We start from the raw sequence: 21,005 nt of genomic DNA on the forward strand, positions 1-21,005 counted from the left end.
CAAACCGAATTTTTATATTCATTTAAAAGCACAAATGACTACAACCAAGAACGAAGAACTTATTTAGATAAAGTTAATCGAGAACAAAATTTTAATAACGAACTTTTACAAGAAAAAGAAAAACTTTTTGGAACAATTACTTTTATTTCCAACGAAGATTTATCTTTAAAACAAATATATGATCTTTACAAAACAAGATGAGAAATTGAAGAATTTTTCAACTTCTATAAAAACATTGCTGAATTGGATTTTGTAAGAGTACAACAAAACACAAGTGTAATTGCGACTGAATTTATAAACTTAATAAGTTCTATAATCACTTCAAGAATGAAAAAAGAATTTGAAGAAAAAGGATTAACAGAGAGATTTTCATTTAATCAAATAATGGAAAGATTAAGTTCAGCTAATAAGTATTTAGATGGTACAACTAAAAAATGACACTATACAAGTGAAAAGAAATATACCGACAATATTATTGATATTTTAAACCTATAGTGGCAAAAATGATAAATTTCTTATTTTATTCTTTCGACACTCTTTTTAATAAATTATAAGATTTTATTTTTGTTACAGCCTAAGTTATAAATAAAGTTAGAAACTGTGCTTTTTGATATTTTTATGTTTTGGTAGTCAATATATAAAAATTATTCTTCATAATACTTTTCTAGTGGTAAATCTGTAGACTCATTATTTAATGCTCTAATTGCAACAATAGTAAAAAAACTTAAATGATTCTTTATCATAAATAACAGTCAAGTCTTCTAATATATCTTTAGAAACTTTTTTAGTCAGCATATATTCACCATAATTTTTAGGTCTTATGTGTATTGATGATCTTTTCTTTTATAGAAATTTTCCATCAATTATACACCTAATAACAGGTCCATTTATTGGATAACTTTTTTCATTTCTATATTCACAACCATTTTTTCTATAATTGCTCATGATTTATCAGTAGATTTTACTATTGTATTTTTGGGTACAGAGACTTTTTTAATTCTCTAAGTGACGAGGATTTTATTGTCCTTTTCTATAGTATATTATATAGTATGTTATATCCAAATAACGTTCATTTTACTATTGCTTTTTAGTGACTAATTTTGTTTATTTTTGTGTGTTTTTATAACAAAAAAAATAGAGTTTTGAAACTCTATTCAAAAATCCTTTAGGTTTATATCATAAATAACTGAAAAATCTTTTTTGACCTTTTTAAACCATTTTATATAGTGTATTTTATGGAATTCTTTATTTAATTTCTAATATACAATATGGACATTAGTTATCTATAATGATTTTATTAATCTTTCATATATTCTTTGATCATTATAATTATTTAAACTAATTATTACATCTAAAATTTTACTAGCAATATCTAAAACAAATCCTATCATTGAAAGAATATTATTTGATCTATTTTCTAATTTATCAATATGATGATGAAATTTATTATTAACTTTTTTTAAAACATTAATTGATTTCGAAAAAATAATTTTAATTTTTTCCAATTTAAAGACTTTTCCAATACCATTAATTGTTTTAGAGAAAAAAGTTCTCAAAAATTTTATAATATCTTCTTTTACATTAATTATTTTTAATTTTTTTAAAATTCCATTTCTATTTTAAGCTTAATTTTAAAAATATCTAAATCTATCTCATCAAGTGTCTTATAATTATTATCTAACACATGACTTGTGATATTTATCAAAACATCCAACTCCTTTTGTGTTATATTTTCTTCTAATTTATCTCTTTCTTTTTTTAATGCACTTAAGTCAGAATTAAATTTAACAGAACTAGCTGTAAGAAAACCTGCATCAATTGCAGTCCTAGTAGCTGACACAAACATTCATTTAGAAATATATACTGCTACTAGCGCTCATGTTGCTGTAGCCAAACCTATTTTTGCATAAACAAAATGATTATTTCTTTTTATATATCTATTTAAAAATTTTTTAAAATTACTTAAATTTTGTAAAGTTTCTAAGTCTTCTTTACTAATTTTAACTTCTTCATCATCATTTGATAATGTGGATTTAATTTTATAAGTGTCACTATTTTTTTTCAAATTGTTCACTTAATGATAAAGTTTTATTCACATTATTATCATTTTCAAAATCTGTAAATTGATCTTTACCAAGTCATTCAATACCATATAAGGATTTTACTTTTATATATTCATCAGAGTTTTTAACAACCATTTTTTTATAATTGTCTAAAATGTCTGATACTAGTAATTCACCATTTACAATCTTGTTATAATTTTCTTTTATTACCTTTTTATTATTTTTTATAAATTCTGCACTATCATCTTTCAAATAAGTGTTGTTTTTTAAAAGATTTGTAGATTTAGTGCTATAACTTTTAATAAGATTATCAAATTCATAGTTTCTAGGAGAATGCCTAAATAACTCAACCTGTTTTTCTTTATAGAATTTCTTTTTATAAAAATTTGATTCTTCTTCAATTTTTTTAATATCTTTTTCAATTATTTGCTGATTTGATACCGCTTTATTTACCTGTTGCTTTGTCAATCCAGTAAAATTAATTAATGGACTAAGAATCAACAAACTTATTGTTGCAATTATTGAACCTTTAAATAATAATTTCATATCTATCACAACCTTTCTTATTAGTTATTTTATCAAATAAAAAGAGGGTGTTTTTATTAATTATCCAAGTAAAAAATCTGATTATAATAAATTTAAATATTGTCTGATTTTTTAAAATATAAATAAAAGAAATTACCTATTAACACATTTATTATCTTTTTAAGATCGACACACTCTTCCCCATCTATTAATATTTTATTATGATTATCTTTTTCATCAATAGCATGGCGCATATCAAAGCTAAATAAAAAGTCTCAATTTTTTTCTAAATAATCCAAAAAATATAAAGCACATTCAAGTTCACTTCTATTAATATAAAAGAAATCTTTAATATCTAATTGATTTTTGTATAAAAAATCTTTTTGATTTCCTTTAGTAACATCTATAAAAAATTTCATTTTTATCTCTTGATATGTACTATTAGAATACAAAATTTTCCATTCATCTCAATGTTCTAACAATATTTTCTTTTCAGATTTTGTAGGCATAAACATTACGATAGAAAATAAATTTAAACAGATACAGATAGAAATGAATGTAAATAACAATATAAAAAACGGGTTTTTAAAAGGTTTGTTAGCTAAAGAAACTTTAGAAAGGAAATGAAATATAAAATTAAAAATATGTTTTATACGTCACCCTATTCTGTGTCTAGGTAGATATTCAGAATCAAATATACCTGTTCCAAGAAATACATTTATAACCATAGCTAAAATAATAATTATAAGTGTATAAAGTATAACTATGACTATTGAAAATAAAAAAATTCTTCTTTTAACATTACTTAGATCTATATGTTCATGAAAAAAATCTATGCATGAAGGGTCAAGTTTTTTTATTAACACTTGATTTAATAATAATTCATAATATGAAAATTGTAATTAAATAAAATATAATTAAGATAAAATAACTTAAAATTTTAGCAAACAAAACAAAACCTACTTTCTAATATTCATTTATTGATTAAATAATTTTAAAACATTTCCTCTTCATTAAATTAGCAACTCTTATTGGGTTTATTTCATATCAATAATAAAAAGTTTAAAGCTCTTTTTTAAGCACTATACATTGATGGTGTATAATGATTTTTACAATGAAATCGCACAAAATTCTTTATCATCAAATCGGTTAATAAAAACGCTCTTTCTTCACTCTAGTTCAATGAGTTTCTGCTTCTATAAATAGTTTTGTATCAATTATAACTCTATTAAATAATAAACCAAATATATTTTCTATTAACACTTGTTTGAATTCATTAATTGTTATATTTTTTGCATTTGATTGATTAGTTATTTCTATTGTAAAATTCTCCTCTTTTTTATAAAATTTTCTACAATATTTGAAAAAGGAAGACCAATTATTTAAATATTCATGAATTACATTTAACAAAAATTCGTCAACATACTCTTGAGGGCACATCTCTTCAAATACAGTATCAAATTTTTTCAACATACTCGGAGCATCTTTTTTACGATTTTTTTCTAATATTCATTTTTTTTTGATCTAAAATAAATGATTCTTTATGCAATATTTTATATTCTAATATTCTAGATTTTTTTTGATATGAAACTATTTTAAATATATCTATTTTATTTTTATACTTAATTTTAAAAGACTTATAGACACTATCTTTATATAAAGATTTTAACCTATCTAATTCATCGTACTCTATTTTTTTAAAATCTTTAGGACGTGATCTATGGAGAAATTTAATCTGAATATAAGTATTTAGTATCGAAAGTATTATACAAATAATACTAGATATAAATATAAAAAATGCATATCCTTTTGTTTCAAAAATAAGTTGAGAAAAGTAATAAGGAATTTGAAATAACAAAATATAAAAAGTTGTACTAATCATATTCAATTTAGTTTGCTCAACATCAAAATTCATTTTTGTAAAATCAATATAATGTTCGAACTCCTTTTTAATTTTTTTGTTAGGAAAAATATTAAATAGTGCTATTAATATTATTAGAAGTATTAAAAAAGTTATTTGATATATGATTAAAGACAAAATAAAATTGTTAGCAACCCATGAATTATTGCTAGATAGAATTAAAAATAAATTGTTAACATTTAAAAAATTCATTAAATTTCTCCTATTGTATATCTATGTTTTGATTTTTACTGTTATTTATCATTTGTATTTTTCTCCTATTAAAATGCAATTAATGTTTTAAAAACATAATAACAACACTTAAACACGTTACATATAGTTGTCACATATTAAAAATATCATAATACTACTCTTTATAATTAGATTATAAAACAAAAGCATCGGACACATTTTTTTATATGTATATAAATTCTAAAGGTAAATAATAATTAACATGTTTATCATAATCATATAAAGATTTTCCAACAATGAATTTTTGATGATAACAATCCAATCTATAGTAGAATTTTTTAGAAATATCATTTACATTTTTATTCAACACAAAATTATAACAAAAAGTTTTATCTAAACTCATATCTGAAATAATAACTGAAGAATTATCAAATTTACAAGCTTGAATTCTTTTATCTGATGAATAAATTTTTTCTAGTTTCAAATCATTTATCATGTAAAGATCTTTATCTGAAACTATAAAAATTACATTGTTATTTACAAATATTTTTTTAATATCAAAATCAAGATTTAAGCTATTTTGTTGAGTTATTCAATCCTTGTAAATTAATTTGTTGTTATGATCTGCAAATATTAATTTATTATTAAACTCATCTAATAATTTAATTTCATTGTTTTTGATTTTATAATTAAATGTTTTGTTTTCAACTAAAGTTGTTATGTGTAATTGATTATTTATTAAACTTAAATTTATTATTTGTTGATTAAAGTTATTTAAAAAAATTAATTCGCTTTCTTTTCTGTCGATCACATTGCCTGATAAAGGGTTTATTAAAAATTTATTTGTATGAATATTTGTTTTTAAATTTTCTAATACTTGTTCATTTTTAATTGAAAACAAATTATTTTTTTCATCAATAACGTACATAAAATCATCTAATATGTAAAAATTAGTAACTCAATATGTGTCTAATAGATTCATTACTTTAGGTTTTATTTTCTTAATCTTATACATTTTTTACTTCCTTTTTAAAATATTATAAAGCAAAAGCACCATAAGGTGCTTTTAGTAAAATTATTTATCTTGGATTGAAGCGATTCCTGGTAATTCTTTACCTTCCATAAATCCTAATGATGCCCCTCCACCAGTAGATATTCAAGTAAAGTCTTCTTTAAATCCTAATTTAATAGCAGCAGCAGCACTATCTCCACCACCGATTAAAGTGAATGCTCCTTTTTTAGTTTGTTCAGCAACAGCTTCACAAATTGAGTTTGTTCCGTTTTCATAGTTTTTGAATTCGAAAACTCCAAGTGGACCATTTCAAATAATTGTTTTAGCTTCTGAAATTATTTTTTTGTAAGATTCAATTGTTTTAGGTCCTATATCCATTCCCGTTCAATCATCTGGAATATTATTTTCAAAGTAGCTTGGTGCAGTGTCAGCAAAATCAGTGTTACATGCTACATCAATTGGAAGAATGATTTTTCCATCAGCTTTTTCTAAGTATTGTTTAGCTAATTCAACTTTATCATCTTCAACTAATGAAGTTCCAATTGTTCTTCCTAAAGCTTTAAAGAATGTATAACTCATTCCACCACCAATTAATATTTTGTCAACTTTTGGTAATAAGTTTTCAATAACTCCAATTTTGTCTGAAACTTTAGCTCCACCTAAAATAGCTAAGAATGGTCTTTGAGGGTGTTCGATTCCCTCTGTTAACATTTCTAACTCTTTTTGAACTAAAAATCCAACAGCTGAAGTTTTAATGTTTGAAGAAATTCCAACGTTTGATGCATGTGCACGGTGTGCTGTACCGAATGCATCATTAACAAAAACTTCACCTAAACTAGCTCAGTATTTTCCTAATTCAACATTATTTTTTGATTCATTTTTAACAACTTCATTATTAACTACATCTTCAAAACGTGTGTTTTCAACTAAGATGATTTGTTTTGATTCTAATTTAGAAACTGCATCTTCTAATTCTTTTCCTCTTGTAACCGGAATAAAGATTACTTCTTGATTTAATAATTCTGATAGTTTTTCAGCAACTGGTCTTAGAGATTTTTTTTGTTTATCTTCTTCTGATTTAATTCTTGATAAATGTGAGAATAAAACGATTTTTGCATTTTGTTCAATTAAATGTTTAATTGTTGGTAATGCAGCTTGAATACGGTTATCATCAGTAATCACACCTTTTTCTAGTGGGACGTTGAAATCAACACGAACTAAAACTGTTTTATTATTAACATCAATATCATGTAATGTTTTTTTGTTGTTGTAATTCATTATTCTACTTTTCTCCTTTTTGAGTTTTTTAACCATTTGTAAAATTTAAATTAAAAGAAGAACTTACATGGTTTTTGAATGCAAGTTCTCCAATTTTGGTTTTTATTATAATTCCATGAAGTAAATTGTAGTTCTTACTAATTGTGAAACGTATGAACTTTCATTGTCGTATCATGAACAAACTTTAACCATTTGTCTTCCGTCAACTTCCATAATTTTTGTTAATGTTGCATCAAAAATTGAACCATAGTTTGAACCAATAGTATCTGATGAAACGATTGGTAAAGTTACATATTTCATTGCTTGAGCTAATTCAGCATTATTGTCTAATGCAGATTTAATTGCATCGTTAATTTGCTCAACTGTTAATCCTTGAGTTTTGAATTCAACAGTTAAATCAGTAATTGAACCTGTAATTGTAGGAACACGTAATGCATATCCGTCTAATTTACCTTTTAAGTGTGGTAATACTAAACTAACAGCTCTTGCAGCTCCAGTTGTTGATGGAATAATATTTCAAGAAGCAGCACGTCCTCTACGTAAATCTCTATGAGGCAAGTCTAATAATCTTTGATCGTTAGTTACAGCGTGAACTGTAGTCATGAATCCTTTTTCAATTGTAAATGCATCATCTAAAACTTTAGCCATTGGTGTTAAACAGTTTGTTGTACATGAAGCTCCAGAAATAATAATATCTTCTGAAGTTAAGTTTTTGTGGTTTACACCATAAACGATAGTTTTTAAATCACCTGTTGCTGGTGCTGAAATAACAACTTTTTTAGCTCCGGCTTTAATGTGTGCAGATGCTTTTTCTTTATCTGTGTAGAATCCAGTTGATTCAATAACTAAATCAATTCCTAGTTCACCTCAAGGAAGGTTAGCAGCATCTTTTTCAGCAAAGATTTTAACTTCTTTTCCTTTAATGATGATTGAATTATCAGTGTATGAAATTTCTCCTTCACAGAATAATCCATGAGCTGTATCAAATTCTAATAAATAAGCTAATGATTTTGTATCTGTCAAGTCATTAATAGCAACGATGTCAACACCTTTTTCAAATAATCTTCTAAATGTTAAACGTCCGATTCTCCCGAATCCGTTAATTGCGACTTTTTTTGACATATTTTTCTCTCCTATCAAGTATAACAAGTTAATTATATTATTTTTTTTACTCTTTTTAAAGTATTCCAACAACATATATTAGCAACAAAGATTGAGCTTTTTTTATATCTTAAATAAAACGTTTTAAATTATGATAAAAACAAAATAAAAAGACTCTCATAAGTCTTTGAATTTATTTTTTACATTTTTTCTAATCTTTTTAAAAGCATGATAAATTGCTTATTATTAGATAATTTTTTTGATACTTTTTAGTTTGTTGTAAAAGTTTTTCTTCTGATATTGAATCTCATAATATCAAAATTTTTTTACAATCTTTTTGGTTGTTGAATACGACCTGATCTTCTATATTAATAACACTTATTCTTGAATATATTCATTTTTTAATCTCTTTATGATTTGTTTTGTTTTCTTGAAGCAATTTAACAAAATGTGCTACTTGTTTATCTATAGTATCTTGATAAGTAGTGTCTAAATTTTTAAAGTCATCATAAAAATAAAAGTAATATCCAAAGTTGTTTAATAACTGAACTAATAACATAAATGACGTTCTTTTATTTCCGTCTATAAAGTAATGACCTGTTAAAGTTTTAATAAAAATCTCAGTTACAAAATCAAATATATCATATTGATCAGATTCATAACTATATTTAAAAATTGTCGAATTTATTCCACTTAATAAACTACCTTTTTGTTTTTCTTGAAAATAAAGGTTGTTAGTTGCTGAATAAAATATTTTATTAAGTTCTTCAATTGAAGTTTTATAAATATTATCAATAAAATTACAAAACTTACCATTAAATTCTATTGAAGAAATCTCAAAATTTAATTCACTTTTGTCATTGCTATTCTCGATATAAAACTTATCATTTGTATAAAAAATTTTTTTATTATTGGATATGATGAAATATTCTATATTTTTTTTGTTATTAAATCAAAATTAAAATTATAACCACTTAGTTCATTATATGTTTTGTCTGTTATATAAATTCTTAGATTGTCTTTCATTTTTACACCCCTATTTTGCTTAATTCTTAATTTCATCTTATCATATATAGAACTAGCTATTTTAACCTTAAAATATTGAACAAAAGTTGAAATGAAATACAAATATTTTCTTGTCCATAGTTGTTCAAATTATTGAAAAAATAAATCAAATTTTCATGATCTATTGTTCTAAATTTTAATTCTTTACTTTGACTATCATATCTTTCCATATTATTTAACTTTAGATATCGTTTTATTGATTTTTCTGTCAAGTAAATGTTTTTTTGAAAGTTTTCTTTCTATTTCTTCTATTTCTTCTAAACTAGATGAAAATAAATAAAATCCACCCACAACAAAATATCCTGTACTTCCGCTTTCATCAAAATAAAAGTTTATATAAATTTTATCCATCACAATTCACCATATATAATCTAAAAATTTTCTAATCTTTTATGATTTCTTTTTTATCTTTTAAAAAGTATAAACTACATAAAACAAGTACTAAAACTAAAGAAATTGTCATGTAAAGATAAGGGTTTGTTATTAAAACTTTATGTTGAGAATATAAATTTTTACTTCTTGGCTTTTTATAATTATTTATTTGTGGATTTTTTGTATTTTGATTTGAATAATTAATTGGTTTTGTTTCGTTTATATTAAGTTTAATTTTTTTCTCTCCATAAAATTTAGTTTTAAAATTATCTTTTACAGTAAGTATCAATTGATCTTTTTCAATTTTATAATCTAAAGCTGTGTTTAATCAAAATGATAAACCAGGTATAAAGTTCTTAATATTTTTAATGTCTTCTTTTTTAATATTTAACTCGTTAATTTCAATTAAACTATTTACATCAATTCTTTGAATAATTGGTAGTTTTAAATATAGACTTTTAATATCTTTTTCATATTTTTTACTAATAGGAATTTCTATAATAACTTCACTTTTATCATTTCACTTAAACTTACCAAATTCTCTTTTTGAAAAATTAGTTAATTTTCAACTACTAAAAATATTATTAATTTTATCTAGATAATTTTTATTTGCTTTTTGTAATTGTTTTTTGAACTCATTTTCAAGATCAACAACAGTATTTTCTAGTTGATCGATATTTTTGTAATCTTTTATTTGATAAGGTATTGTTTTAATTGAGTTTAATACAGTCTTAGGAATTAAAAATTCATATTTAACTTTTTTAACTGAATATTTTAATTGAGAAAATGGCGGAACTGGAAAATTACTATGATTTCACTCTCAATTTTTATAAACTTCAAAATCCATCGCTTCATAAATATTTAAAAGTTTAAGATTTTTATCATAACCACATTTTCATTGTGTATTAAAATCATAAAAAGCCGATCTTATATTTCTTAAATCTTTTGGATCTTTAAAAAAGTCCATACGTACGATTCCTTCATATTCTTTTTGATTTTCACAACCAAAACTAAATTCATCTAAAAAATTACATACAACTTTTTTAGTTTGTTTTTGAATTTTTTTATCTTTGTATTGATATATATAATGTCTTTCAATATCAACATCAAATGATATTTTCATATTTAATCCATCATTTAAATAATTTATAAACTTATCAGATATTTTAAAAGTAAAATGTTTTAAAAAGAAATCTTTTAATAAAGTTCTATTTCTTAGTCATTCACGACTATATTTGTATGTGTTTTCATCAACTCTAGCATTATTGTCAAATAAAACTGTTTTTTTGTGATCTAATTTTTCAACAAATTCAAAACTATTCTTTTCAGATTCGATTCTAATATTTTGATTAGTATTGTAATTTATTGTAGTTGGAGCTATCTGACTAGTTGTAAAAAGTAATGGTAATAAAAATTTCATGTTTTATCTACACCTCTCATTAAAGTGTTAGATAAAAAATAAAAAAATTACCCTTTAAAAGATAATTTTTTAATAATATTTAAAAATCAAATCCTTCATATGTAATGTTTTTTTGTTTTATGCTTAAACTGGTAAACCTAAATTAACAAATAAAAGGGAGTTTGTTTTGAGGTGTTTGATTAAAATTATTTATACAAATAAAATATTAAAATTTAATATTCAAATCTAGATACAGAACGTCACACTTGATCTGGTAAGCGTTTATAGTGTATTCAAAGAATCGTTGGTCCGTTTGGTGTATCCACTATCTCACAGTAATTACCTATATTTGGTCGTCTACCATCAATAAGAAAAAATGGAAAGATTATTCCTGTTGAAAAAGGAGTAATTGGAAAGATTATTAATAGTGTTTTCCAAAGCATAAAAAAGCAAACATATGAAGTAGATATTAAATCATATGGTCTATTTGCACTAAATGAAAAAATAAACAATCATATCTCTCTTTTTACTTTTTATTCATTTTAATTTTTATCATCTAGACTAAATTTTATTGTTTTTGCTAAACCAACTATTTCTTGTAAATTACTTGGGATTATTAGTTTATTTGCTGAACCTTTACTTACTTCAACAAGAGATTCATATGATCTTAAAGTTAATAGTTCCTTACCTGGTTTTGCTTCATTAATCATTTTAATTCCATCAGCTGTTGCTTTTTGAATTTTTAATATTTTTTCAGCTTCTGCTTCAGCATATAAAATTTGAGCAGTTTTATCAGCTTCTGCTGAAAGAATTTTAGCTTCTTTATAACCTTCAGCTTTTAAGATATCAGATCTTTTTTGTCCTTCAGCAATTAAAATAGCTTCACGCTTTTCGCGCTCTGCACGCATTTGTTTTTCCATTGCTTCTCTAATATCTTTTGGTGGAATTATATTTTTTAATTCAACCCTTATAACTTTTATTCCTCATGGGTCAGTAGCTTCATCTAAAATCAAACGCATTTTATCATTAATAAATTCTCTACTGGTTAATGCTTGGTCTAAATCTAATTCCCCAATTATGTTACGTAACGTTGTAGCAGTTAAATTCTCAATAGCTGAAATAGGTTTTTCTACACCATATGCATAACTTTTAGGATCAACCACTTGAAAATAAATAACTGTATCAATTTGCATTGTTACGTTATCTTTTGTAATTACTGGTTGTGGAGGAAAATCATATACTTGTTCTTTTAAACTAATTTTTTGAGAAATGTGATCAATGATAGGTAATTTAAAATGTATCCCCGTTTCTCAAGTTGCTATATATTTACCCATTCTTTCAATAACAAAAGTTTGTCCTTGTCTAACAATTTTAATTGCAGATGCTAAAAACCCAACAATTATTAGTAATAATATTGCTATAACAACAATAGTTATTATTAAATTAATTTGCATTATTAAACACTCTCCTTAACTATTAATTTATTTCCTTTAACTTCAATGATTTCTACTTTAGTGTTTTTAAATAATCTTTTATCACAAATAACTTGTCATTTGACATCATTAATTAATGCATAACCTTTATTATGATCATCAATATCACTAATTAATTCAACAATATTACCTATTTTTGTATTAACATTTGGTTTTTTATTTTTTTTAATTATTTTTTTAGTTATTGGCATTATAACAATTAATGAAAGTAAAGTTATTATTGAAAATACAACTATTTGAATTCAATATTCTACATTAACTCCTGCTAAGATTAATGCTATTGCACTACCTAAAGAGAATCATATTGACACTATACCAAAAGTGATATATTCAATAAATAAACTAACAAGTAAAACAATTAATCAAACACAAAGCATTACTATTTGTGTAACTGAAATAGTATCACAACCTTTCTTATATTATTTTTAACAATACTTAACTTAATTTTATATTGTTTTTTAATACTAAGAAAGATTTATTAATTATTATTCTGGAAAGATTTATTAATTATTATAAATAAAAAAAATAGAGTTTATTTACACCCGAGTTCTACAGTTGTTGTACTAACAAATAAATAAAAAAGATGAAAAGTTTCATTTTAAGGGCTTTTTCATCTTTTTTCTTACTTCTATTTACTTTTTCCAAAGTTATGCTAAAATATTTATAGGAGACATCATGATAAAACGAGATAAGATAAAATTTAAAGATGGAACTGTTAAGACATATTTTAGAGTTGTTAGAGGATATCGAGACAAAGACGGAAAAGTTAAACAAGAAATCGTTAAAAGTTTTGGCTATCTAGAAGACCAACTAGATCAAAATAAATTCATAAAAGAGGTTGAAGAGTTTAACAAAAACGCACTTAAAGGACCTAGAATAACTTTTAGTGAAATCAAAGATAAATCATTTTTAGATAATCCAAGTTCAATTTCATATAACTTTGGTTACAAATATTTAGAAGCAGTATATCAATTCTTGGAATTAGATGATTTTTTTGCTACCTTAAACTACAAAACAACATATTCTATAAATGAAATTTTCAAGTTTTTAGTTTTGCAAAGAATAATGTCACCAGCTTCTAGGAGATCTACATATAAAAAGATAGAATACTTTTATAATAAAGATCTTAACTTTCCTATTCATGCTGTGTATAGGTGCTTAGATTACATTGATAAGCACTCAGATGAACTTCAAAAACATTTAAATAAGGTTATTTCATCAAAAATAGGAAGAAATGCAGTTGAAACATTCTTTGATTCAACAAATTTTTATTTTGAAAAAGACTTTGAAGATGCAGATGTTTATGAAGAGGTTTTTCCACTTGAAACTAATAAAAAAATCATAAATGATCAACAAATAATTTCAATTAAAGACGGTAATACAGAAAAACAATACAAAAAAATTACAGGTTTATTAAAACGCGGAGTTAGTAAAGAACATGTTGTTGATCCAATTGTTCAATTGGGACTTATGATGGATTCGAACGGAATTCCAATAAGCTATAAGATTTTTCCGGGAAATACTTCAGATTCAAGAACTCTTTTACCTGTTTTAAATGAAGTAAAAAGTAACTATAACTTAGAACGAACTGTAATAGTTGCTGATAAAGGAATAAACTGTCAAGAAAACATAAAATCTATTGTTAAAAATGGTGATGGATACTTATTTTCACAAATTCTAAAAGGTAAAAAAGGTAAAAAATACCAAGAAAAAATGTTTGACGAATCATTGTATAAAACAGTTTCTTCAGACTATAAATACCAAGAATTTATCGAACCAGTTACTTATTTTGATGAAAATAACAAAAAAGTTACAGTTAAACAAAAGGTTTTAATTTGATGAGATGGAAAAAGAGCAAGAAGAGATATTAGAAAAATTAATGAAAAAGTGCTAAAAGCACAAAACGCAATTAAATATGGGGTTGCAAATCTTACACATAGCTACACAAAATATATAGAAACACAAAATTATTCATCAATAACAGGTGAAATAGCTAATAAAAAACAACTTATAATTGATGTAGAAAAAATAGAAAAAGATTTAAAATTTGCAGGTTATTCTTGTATTGTAACTTCAGAACTTGAATATGATCACGAAAAAATCCGTGATTTATACCACGGATTAGCAAAAATAGAAGATGCTTTTAGAATAACAAAAAATGATCTAGCGACAAGGCCGATGTTTGTTAGAACCAAAGAACACATAAATGCTCACATTTTAATATGTTATGTTTCTCTGGTTATACTTAGAATAATTTTTCATAAATTAAATGGAAAACTTAGCGTAGAAAGAATTATTGAATCACTTAATATGTGCTCTTGTAGCAATATAAGTGGTGGAATTGTTTATGTTTTCAAAAATGATGAAAAACAATGTTTTGAAATAAAACAAGATCAAAATGGAAAGGATTATTCAACTACAAAAATAATTAATGATAGTTCACAAACTGTTGAAGATTTTAAACTTTTATCAAAACTATTTGAAAAAACAAACACGATAAAATCACTAATGACAGATGTTGAATTTGATAAAATTTTGAACTCTATAAGATTTAAATAGCACTTAAAAAGTTGTTGCACTTTTTACTTTAGCACAACAACTGTAAAACTCGGGTTATACAATAAACTTTTGTCTAACTGTTTTTGCACTATTTTAACTTAAAAATAAAGTATATATTTTTAAAATTTTTTATTTAATATCAAGCTTTAGATACTGCATTTCATACTTGTTTTGGTAAAAAATGTCCTCTCAGTCAAAGAATTTCTCTTCTACCATCATCGTGAATAAGTCAATCGCAGTAATTACCTATAATTGGGCTTTTACCATTGATGAATCCTCAAGTTTTTGTATTATTATTTTCAAATCAAGTTTCTCAATTTTTTATATAATTTCTAAATTTATTTTTATCAGCAAGGAAACCTTCTGCTTCTTGAATAACTCTTAGTTTTCATCCATCATTATAATTATATTTATCATATTGCCCATCTCCAAACTGTTCTGCATCGTGAAACATTCAACTCATATTAGTTAATCGTTCAACATTTCATTCACTGATATCTTGGTTGAATTTTTTTGCTCTAGCAAACATAGATAATGTATTTGTTAGACTGATTGTTTTTCAATTGCTTAATGGTTGGTTAAACTCTTCTGCTGTATCAAACATAAAATCCATATATTTCACATTATGAACGTGTCAACCATTTAAGGGTTTATTGAATTTTTTGGCCTTATAAAACATTTTACTCATGTTTTGCACATTTGAAGTGATTCAAGAAGATATATCTTGATCAAAAAGTTTAGCATCTTGAAAGACAGCTCTCATGTTAACTATTCTTGAAGTATTTCATCTTTCAATACCATTAATAACATTGGTTTTATGATTTGTAAATGCTTCAGCTAAACTATTGATTTGAACTGGTAAAACATTTGGAACTTCTGTTAAATGTGTAGGCATACTTGCAATTCTAATTTGAAAATGTTCATCAAAATAGTAACCTATTTTAACTATTTTTTTAATTTTACTCATATTTGATAAATCTTTTTCATGAGTGTCATAAATTTTATCATCATCACCAATATAAACGGTATTTGCATATTCATGGTCTCGAATTTTAACTTTTCGTTCAAATTCCATACCACTATAATTTCATTTTATAGGATCATCATTTTTTATATGTTTTCATTTCATATCATTATCAACTAATTGTAGATCATCTTTTATATTAGTAAATAGTGGATTATTTTGCAACTTAGAAGCTATATGATTTAAAAAGCTATTGTGAGTAAAACCTATTTGTTTTTCATGTTTTTCAATTGTCAGTCTATTAAAACTATCTATTTCATCTAAAATAGGTTTTATATATCTAGAAAGCAGGCTATTTGATAAAAATAGTTTTGGTCAATATTTTTTATTTCTAATTAAGGGACTTGAAGCAGCTCAATTTCTTAAACTTTCTCAATTTTCTCATTTTTCTCAATTTTCATTATTGTTTTTATTTAGATCAATACTAATTAAATTTCATTTTGAAATATTTTGATCAAACGAATTAGCCTTATTAAATATTGATTTCATTTTTTTAACATTTGAAACATCTCATTTGTCAAGCGGTTTATTAAATGTGCGTGTTCCAGAGAATGTTCATTCCATATTTTCTACTTTTGAGACATCTCAAGCAGTGTATTTTTCACCATTTTGTTTTTCTACTTCTTTTGTATTGATATCTTGATTAAAGTTTCATGCATCTCAAAACATAGAATACATATTAGTTACATTTGATGTGTTTCATTTTGAAATATCTTGATTAAAGTTTTTAGTTTCAGCAAACATTAAACCCATATCAGTTACATTTGAAGTATCTCATTTGTCAAGATTTATTATAGAAAATGATAGAACTTGTTTAAATGCTGAATGTAAACTTGTAATAAAACGTGGTAGTTTTTCAGGAACTTTATTAGTAGTATTTTTAAAACTTTCAATTTTTCCATTTGCCTCATAACCTATTTTAATACATTCATCATTTTCGTATTCAGCTTTTTGTGTTTCTGGTCAAACTTTTGTTATATCTAATTTAAGAGTTATTGATTTAGTTTTAACTACAATATCTATGTGTTTAGTATCTGGTTTTGGGTTATCGCTTGGCCTAACACCTTTTAATTCAACTTGATCAGAAAACCCTTTTTCTTTTAACCTTTTATTTAATTTATCAATAATATCTTTAAATGTTCATTTAGCTCAAATATCATCTTTAAATTCAGAGTTTCATATATTATCAACAATAATTTGTTTTATTTTTTTATTTTCTTCTTTTAATAAATCTATTTCATTTTTTTGTTTTTCAAATGAAGATCTTAGTTGTCCAACTTCGACGTCTAATGCCCAAAGTCTTCCATTAAGTTGTCCTCTTTCTTCATCTAATTCTTGATTTTTTTTAGTAAGTGATGATACTTCAGCTTCTAGTTGTTTAACTTTATTTTCTAGTTGTTTAACATTATTTTCTAGTTGTTTAACATTATTTTCAAATTTTTGTTTTTGTTCTATTATCTCTTCTTGTATATCTTTAATTTCATTAATTTTTGTTTTTAAAGTTTCAACTTGATCTTTTAATGTTTTAATTTTATCTTTAATTTGTTCAATAAGGTTTTTATTTTTATTTAAATTATATTGGCTTTTATTAGTTGTATTATTAACAATACTTGGTATTAAAATAGTTGGTTGTGCAATAAGTCCTATTAAGAAAAGGTATTTAAATAACTTCATATAATTCCTTTCTATTTGTTTGATGTTCTTATGTTTTTTTAATAATGAAATATGTTTTTATATTTTTTAATCGTTTATATTATAGTTGCAAAAAAAAAAAAAGACTTGACAAAAATCGAATGTTTGTATCTAGTCTTTTAAATAAAAGGTAATAATTTAAAATAAGTATATTATCAAAATAAGCATTTAGATCATTATAAGCTTTAAAGTGAAGTTTTAAGGTGTTTTTATAAAGTTATTAACTTATTTGTTTTTACCCGAGTTTTACACTTGTTATGCCAACAAATAAATAAAAAAGATGAAAAGTTCAGATTTTAAGGGTTTTTTCATCTTTTATCTTACTTCTATTTACTTTTTCCGATGTTATTCTAAAATATTTATAGAATACATTACGATAAAGGAGATAAGATAAATTTTAAAGATTCAACTGTTAAGACATTTTTAGAGTCGTTAGAGGGTATTAAGACAAAAATTGACAAGTTAAACAGGAAATTGTTAAAAGTTTTAGCTATCTAGAAGACTAATGAGATCAAAATGAAAGAACAAACACAATAAAATCACTAATGATAGATGTTGAATTTGATAAAATTTTGAACTCTATAAGATTTAAATAACAATTAAAAAGTTGTTGCACTTTTTAATTTAGCACAACAACTGTAAAACTCGGGTTATAAGCTTTAAAGTGAAGTTTTAAGGTGTTTTTATAAAGTTATTAACTTATTTGTTTTTAATTTTGTTAAATATCTCATCAAATATTAAAGTCTGAAATATTTGCTGATTTAAAAACTATATTAAAACTAATTTTCAACCAATTAAAAAATGAAATTGAATAATTTATTAAATGATATAACAACAAAAGAATCTTAAAAAATGTCCTAGTTTATATCTTCATTAGTTTCTTTTAATTCTTCAAATACACTGTCTTTTTCCAGCATAACTAAAACTTTGACATGGAGCTCCACCTTATAATAAATCTAATTCTTTAGCTTTAATATTAAATTCTTTTTCTAAATCACGTTTTGAAACTTGTTCAATATCTTCAAAAATCACATTTCAATTTGGTCTGTTAAATTTTAATGTTTCTACAGCATATTTATCAAATTCTACTAATGCGATATGTTCAAATCCTGCTTGTTCTAATCCTAAAGCTAAACCTCCAGCTCCAGCAAAAAGCTCAATACTTTTAAAAGTTTTCGTTACTTCTCTTTTTTCATTTTACAAATATAAAATCCATCAGTGTTTGATTCAAAACCAAAAATTTGTTGTTCAAAAACCTTAATCATATCCTTATGTTTATTTAAAAATTTCTTAATTTGATTGTCGTTTTCTTGCTTGTTAATTGTGCATGTAGAATAAACCATTTCTCCATTAACTTTTAAATTTTTATAAGCATTTTCAAGTAATTGTTCTTGGAGTTTAACAGTTTCTTTTAATTGATTAAAATCTAAATTTAATTTAATTTCAGGTTTTCTTTTAAAAACTCCAAATCCTGAACAAGGAGCATCTAATAATATATAATCAAAAAAATCTACTTTGTTGATATTTCTACCATCCATATTAATTAGTTCGATATTTTTACAATCTAATCGTTTAATATTATCTTTAATTAAACTTAATTTATTTTCACTAATTTCATTACCTATAACACTACCTGTATTTTGTAAAATACTACTAATATGAGTAAGTTTTCCACCGGGAGCAGAGCACATATCTAAAACATTAGAATTTAAACTAGGATTTAAAATATTTGCAACTAAAATTGAAGCTTTATCTTGAATTGTAATTAAACCGTTTTTATACATTTCAGTATTTACAATTGATTTGTTAGCAATTAAACAATCTTTAACATCGGTTTTTTCTAAATTAAATTCATCTTTATACTTATCAAAAAACTCATTAGTTGAAATTTTTAAAGTGTTAGCCCTAAAATAGATTCTAGGAATTTTAATATTATCAACTACAATTTGATCTAAAATGTCTTTATCGTATTGTTGTTTTAACATTAAATATAAATTATATGGAAAAGAATTTTTAATACATAATTCTAAGTCTTTATTTTTTAAATCAACGTTAATAAACTCAGTGATATTTTTACTAAATTTATTTAAAACTGCATTTACAAAACCTGAAGTTTTACGATTTATTTTTTTAGCAATTTCAACCGATTCATTAACTATTGCATAATTAGGAATTGCATTTAAAAAGATAAACTGATAAATTGAAAGTCATAAAAGTATTTGAATTTCTTTATTAGTTTTTTTACTATCAATTAATTTATCTGTAATATGTTTTAAATAAATTTGATTAGAAATAACTCCGTGAACAATATTAAAAACTAGATCTTTATCTTGTTTTGAAATATTAGTATGATTTGATAAAGAGTTTAATAAAATATTAGAATAAGATTTATTAATAAAAACTTTTTTTAAAATGTTAAAAGCTATTTGTCTAGAATTCATCATTATGGTGTTTTTGTTCAATACTAAAGAAATTAATTTTAAACATTAATTTTTGAATTTTAAAATCAACAAATTCTTTATCTAATAATTTAGAAAAATCTCCATGACCTAAAACTTTATGATAAACTTTGCGAGTTAAAAGTTTGATTAGATATTTTTCTGCATCAAATTTTTTAGCTTCTTGTTTTTCTTTTTCATTTCTTGCAAGTAATTTAACGTTTGTTTCTCAGTTATTTACAAAATACATGTAATTTTCTTTTACAATTTCTTCAACTATTTTTTCTAATCTTTCATAAACTGTAGGACCTTTAATATTAGTTAAACCTTCTAAATGTAAAACATCAGTAATTTTAGCAACAGCATTTTCAACACTATCATTTTCAATCACATATTGATAGTTATGTTTTAAAGGAATTTCTAATAAAGCTTTATCTAATCTTGCTTTAACTTTATCTTCAGTTTCAGTTTGTCTTCCTCTAATTCTTTGAGCTAAATCATTTAATGTTGGAGGCATTAAAAATATTGATAAAGTGTTTGCTTCTTTATTTAAAACTTGAGTAGCTCCATCCACTTCAATTTCTAAAATTACATTGTAACCTTTTTCTAGTTCTTGTTCGACATATTTTCTAGGTGTTCCATATGAGTTACCAACAAATTGAGCATACTCAATTAATTCATTATTAACAATTGCTTTTGCAAACTCTTCTTTAGTAACAAAAAAGTAATTAACACCATCAACTTCTTCAACTCTAGGTTCACGTGTTGTCATTGAAACTGAATATTTTAATTTTAAATCTGGATTATTTAATAATACTGAATTAACTGAACCTTTACCAACTCCACTTGGTCCTGAAATAATAATCATTTTACCTTTTTTACTAGCCATAAT

Annotated in this window: 20 protein-coding genes and 1 pseudogene; 3 read left to right on the plus strand and 18 right to left on the minus strand. The window is 23.8% G+C overall.

Features of this window, described 5'->3' with window-relative positions; translation table 4 throughout:
* Window positions 1-495, plus strand: a 495-nt coding sequence (locus tag AB668_RS04670; protein WP_152908073.1) for a transposase, incomplete at its 5' end; no start/stop codon positions are given.
* Window positions 496-1,283: 788 nt separating this feature from the next.
* Here the strand turns inward: AB668_RS04670 and AB668_RS04675 are convergent.
* The 12 genes from AB668_RS04675 to AB668_RS04730 form a co-directional block, all read right to left on the minus strand.
* The gene (locus AB668_RS04675; protein WP_152908074.1) at window positions 1,284-1,505 is read right to left on the minus strand and encodes a hypothetical protein; all 222 of its coding nucleotides are present in this window, start codon (window positions 1,503-1,505) and stop codon (window positions 1,284-1,286) included.
* A gap of 95 nt (window positions 1,506-1,600) precedes the next feature.
* Window positions 1,601-2,065, minus strand: coding sequence for a hypothetical protein (locus AB668_RS04680; protein ID WP_050517836.1), 465 nt, complete (start codon window positions 2,063-2,065; stop codon window positions 1,601-1,603).
* The gene (locus AB668_RS04685) at window positions 2,052-2,609 is read right to left on the minus strand and encodes a hypothetical protein (protein WP_050517837.1); all 558 of its coding nucleotides are present in this window, start codon (window positions 2,607-2,609) and stop codon (window positions 2,052-2,054) included. Before AB668_RS04685 ends, AB668_RS04680 begins: the two co-directional genes overlap by 14 nt.
* 92 nt (window positions 2,610-2,701) lie before the next feature.
* Entirely contained in the window at window positions 2,702-3,007 is a 306-nt protein-coding gene (locus AB668_RS04690; RefSeq protein ID WP_050517838.1) for a hypothetical protein, read from the minus strand.
* 730 nt (window positions 3,008-3,737) lie between these two features.
* Window positions 3,738-4,061 carry a hypothetical protein gene (locus AB668_RS04695; RefSeq protein ID WP_050517839.1) on the minus strand — a complete coding sequence of 108 codons (324 nt, stop codon included), beginning with the start codon at window positions 4,059-4,061 and terminating at the stop codon, window positions 3,738-3,740.
* A gap of 16 nt (window positions 4,062-4,077) precedes the next feature.
* On the minus strand, window positions 4,078-4,503 hold the full coding sequence (locus AB668_RS05985; protein ID WP_152908075.1) for a hypothetical protein: 426 nt from the start codon (window positions 4,501-4,503) through the stop codon (window positions 4,078-4,080).
* Window positions 4,504-4,903: 400 nt separating this feature from the next.
* The gene (locus AB668_RS04705) at window positions 4,904-5,695 is read right to left on the minus strand and encodes a hypothetical protein (protein ID WP_050517841.1); all 792 of its coding nucleotides are present in this window, start codon (window positions 5,693-5,695) and stop codon (window positions 4,904-4,906) included.
* 60 nt (window positions 5,696-5,755) lie between these two features.
* The gene (locus AB668_RS04710; protein WP_050517842.1) at window positions 5,756-6,970 is read right to left on the minus strand and encodes a phosphoglycerate kinase; all 1,215 of its coding nucleotides are present in this window, start codon (window positions 6,968-6,970) and stop codon (window positions 5,756-5,758) included.
* A gap of 105 nt (window positions 6,971-7,075) precedes the next feature.
* Complete coding sequence (gap, locus tag AB668_RS04715; RefSeq protein ID WP_050517843.1) at window positions 7,076-8,092, minus strand: type I glyceraldehyde-3-phosphate dehydrogenase; 1,017 nt, start codon at window positions 8,090-8,092, stop codon at window positions 7,076-7,078.
* A gap of 199 nt (window positions 8,093-8,291) precedes the next feature.
* Window positions 8,292-9,005 carry a type II toxin-antitoxin system death-on-curing family toxin gene (locus AB668_RS04720; protein ID WP_327138686.1) on the minus strand — a complete coding sequence of 238 codons (714 nt, stop codon included), beginning with the start codon at window positions 9,003-9,005 and terminating at the stop codon, window positions 8,292-8,294.
* Window positions 9,006-9,307: 302 nt separating this feature from the next.
* Window positions 9,308-9,487, minus strand: a complete 180-nt coding sequence (locus tag AB668_RS04725) for a DUF3800 domain-containing protein (protein ID WP_050517844.1) — start codon at window positions 9,485-9,487, stop codon at window positions 9,308-9,310.
* 31 nt (window positions 9,488-9,518) lie between these two features.
* A complete protein-coding gene (locus tag AB668_RS04730) occupies window positions 9,519-10,928 on the minus strand; it encodes a hypothetical protein (RefSeq protein WP_050517845.1) in 1,410 nt (469 codons plus the stop codon).
* Window positions 10,929-11,270: 342 nt separating this feature from the next.
* On the opposite strand from AB668_RS04730, the pseudogene AB668_RS05360 reads away from it, so the two are divergent.
* A pseudogene (locus AB668_RS05360) lies at window positions 11,271-11,450 on the plus strand (IS1634 family transposase); the annotation flags it as partial.
* On the opposite strand, the gene AB668_RS04735 reads toward AB668_RS05360, so the two are convergent.
* Both AB668_RS04735 and AB668_RS04740 read right to left on the minus strand, forming a co-directional pair.
* On the minus strand, window positions 11,450-12,361 hold the full coding sequence (locus AB668_RS04735; RefSeq protein WP_050517846.1) for an SPFH domain-containing protein: 912 nt from the start codon (window positions 12,359-12,361) through the stop codon (window positions 11,450-11,452). The pseudogene AB668_RS05360 and the gene AB668_RS04735 sit on opposite strands and share 1 nt — an antisense overlap.
* Window positions 12,362-12,363: 2 nt before the next feature.
* Window positions 12,364-12,777, minus strand: coding sequence for an NfeD family protein (locus AB668_RS04740; RefSeq protein ID WP_050517847.1), 414 nt, complete (start codon window positions 12,775-12,777; stop codon window positions 12,364-12,366).
* 298 nt (window positions 12,778-13,075) lie between these two features.
* Between AB668_RS04740 and AB668_RS04745 the strand changes: the two genes are divergently transcribed.
* Window positions 13,076-14,959 carry an IS1634 family transposase gene (locus AB668_RS04745; protein WP_050517848.1) on the plus strand — a complete coding sequence of 628 codons (1,884 nt, stop codon included), beginning with the start codon at window positions 13,076-13,078 and terminating at the stop codon, window positions 14,957-14,959.
* A 133-nt stretch (window positions 14,960-15,092) separates the two neighbouring features.
* Here AB668_RS04745 and AB668_RS04750 read toward each other — a convergent pair whose 3' ends face one another.
* From AB668_RS04750 to gmk, 4 genes are all read right to left on the minus strand, one after another.
* On the minus strand, window positions 15,093-17,657 hold the full coding sequence (locus AB668_RS04750; protein ID WP_050517849.1) for a BspA family leucine-rich repeat surface protein: 2,565 nt from the start codon (window positions 17,655-17,657) through the stop codon (window positions 15,093-15,095).
* A gap of 963 nt (window positions 17,658-18,620) precedes the next feature.
* On the minus strand, window positions 18,621-18,836 hold the full coding sequence (locus tag AB668_RS05365) for a DNA cytosine methyltransferase (protein WP_082160336.1): 216 nt from the start codon (window positions 18,834-18,836) through the stop codon (window positions 18,621-18,623).
* Window positions 18,837-18,853: 17 nt separating this feature from the next.
* Window positions 18,854-20,116, minus strand: a complete 1,263-nt coding sequence (rsmB, locus tag AB668_RS04755) for a 16S rRNA (cytosine(967)-C(5))-methyltransferase RsmB (protein WP_050517850.1) — start codon at window positions 20,114-20,116, stop codon at window positions 18,854-18,856.
* Window positions 20,106-21,002: a guanylate kinase gene (gene gmk, locus AB668_RS04760; RefSeq protein WP_050517851.1), complete on the minus strand. Its 897-nt coding sequence runs from the start codon at window positions 21,000-21,002 to the stop codon at window positions 20,106-20,108. Before gmk ends, rsmB begins: the two co-directional genes overlap by 11 nt.
* Window positions 21,003-21,005 lie beyond the last annotated feature (3 nt).

The sequence above is a fragment of the Mycoplasma sp. HU2014 genome, from assembly GCF_001199495.1.
Classification (GTDB): domain Bacteria; phylum Bacillota_I; class Bacilli_A; order Mycoplasmatales; family Mycoplasmataceae; genus Mycoplasma.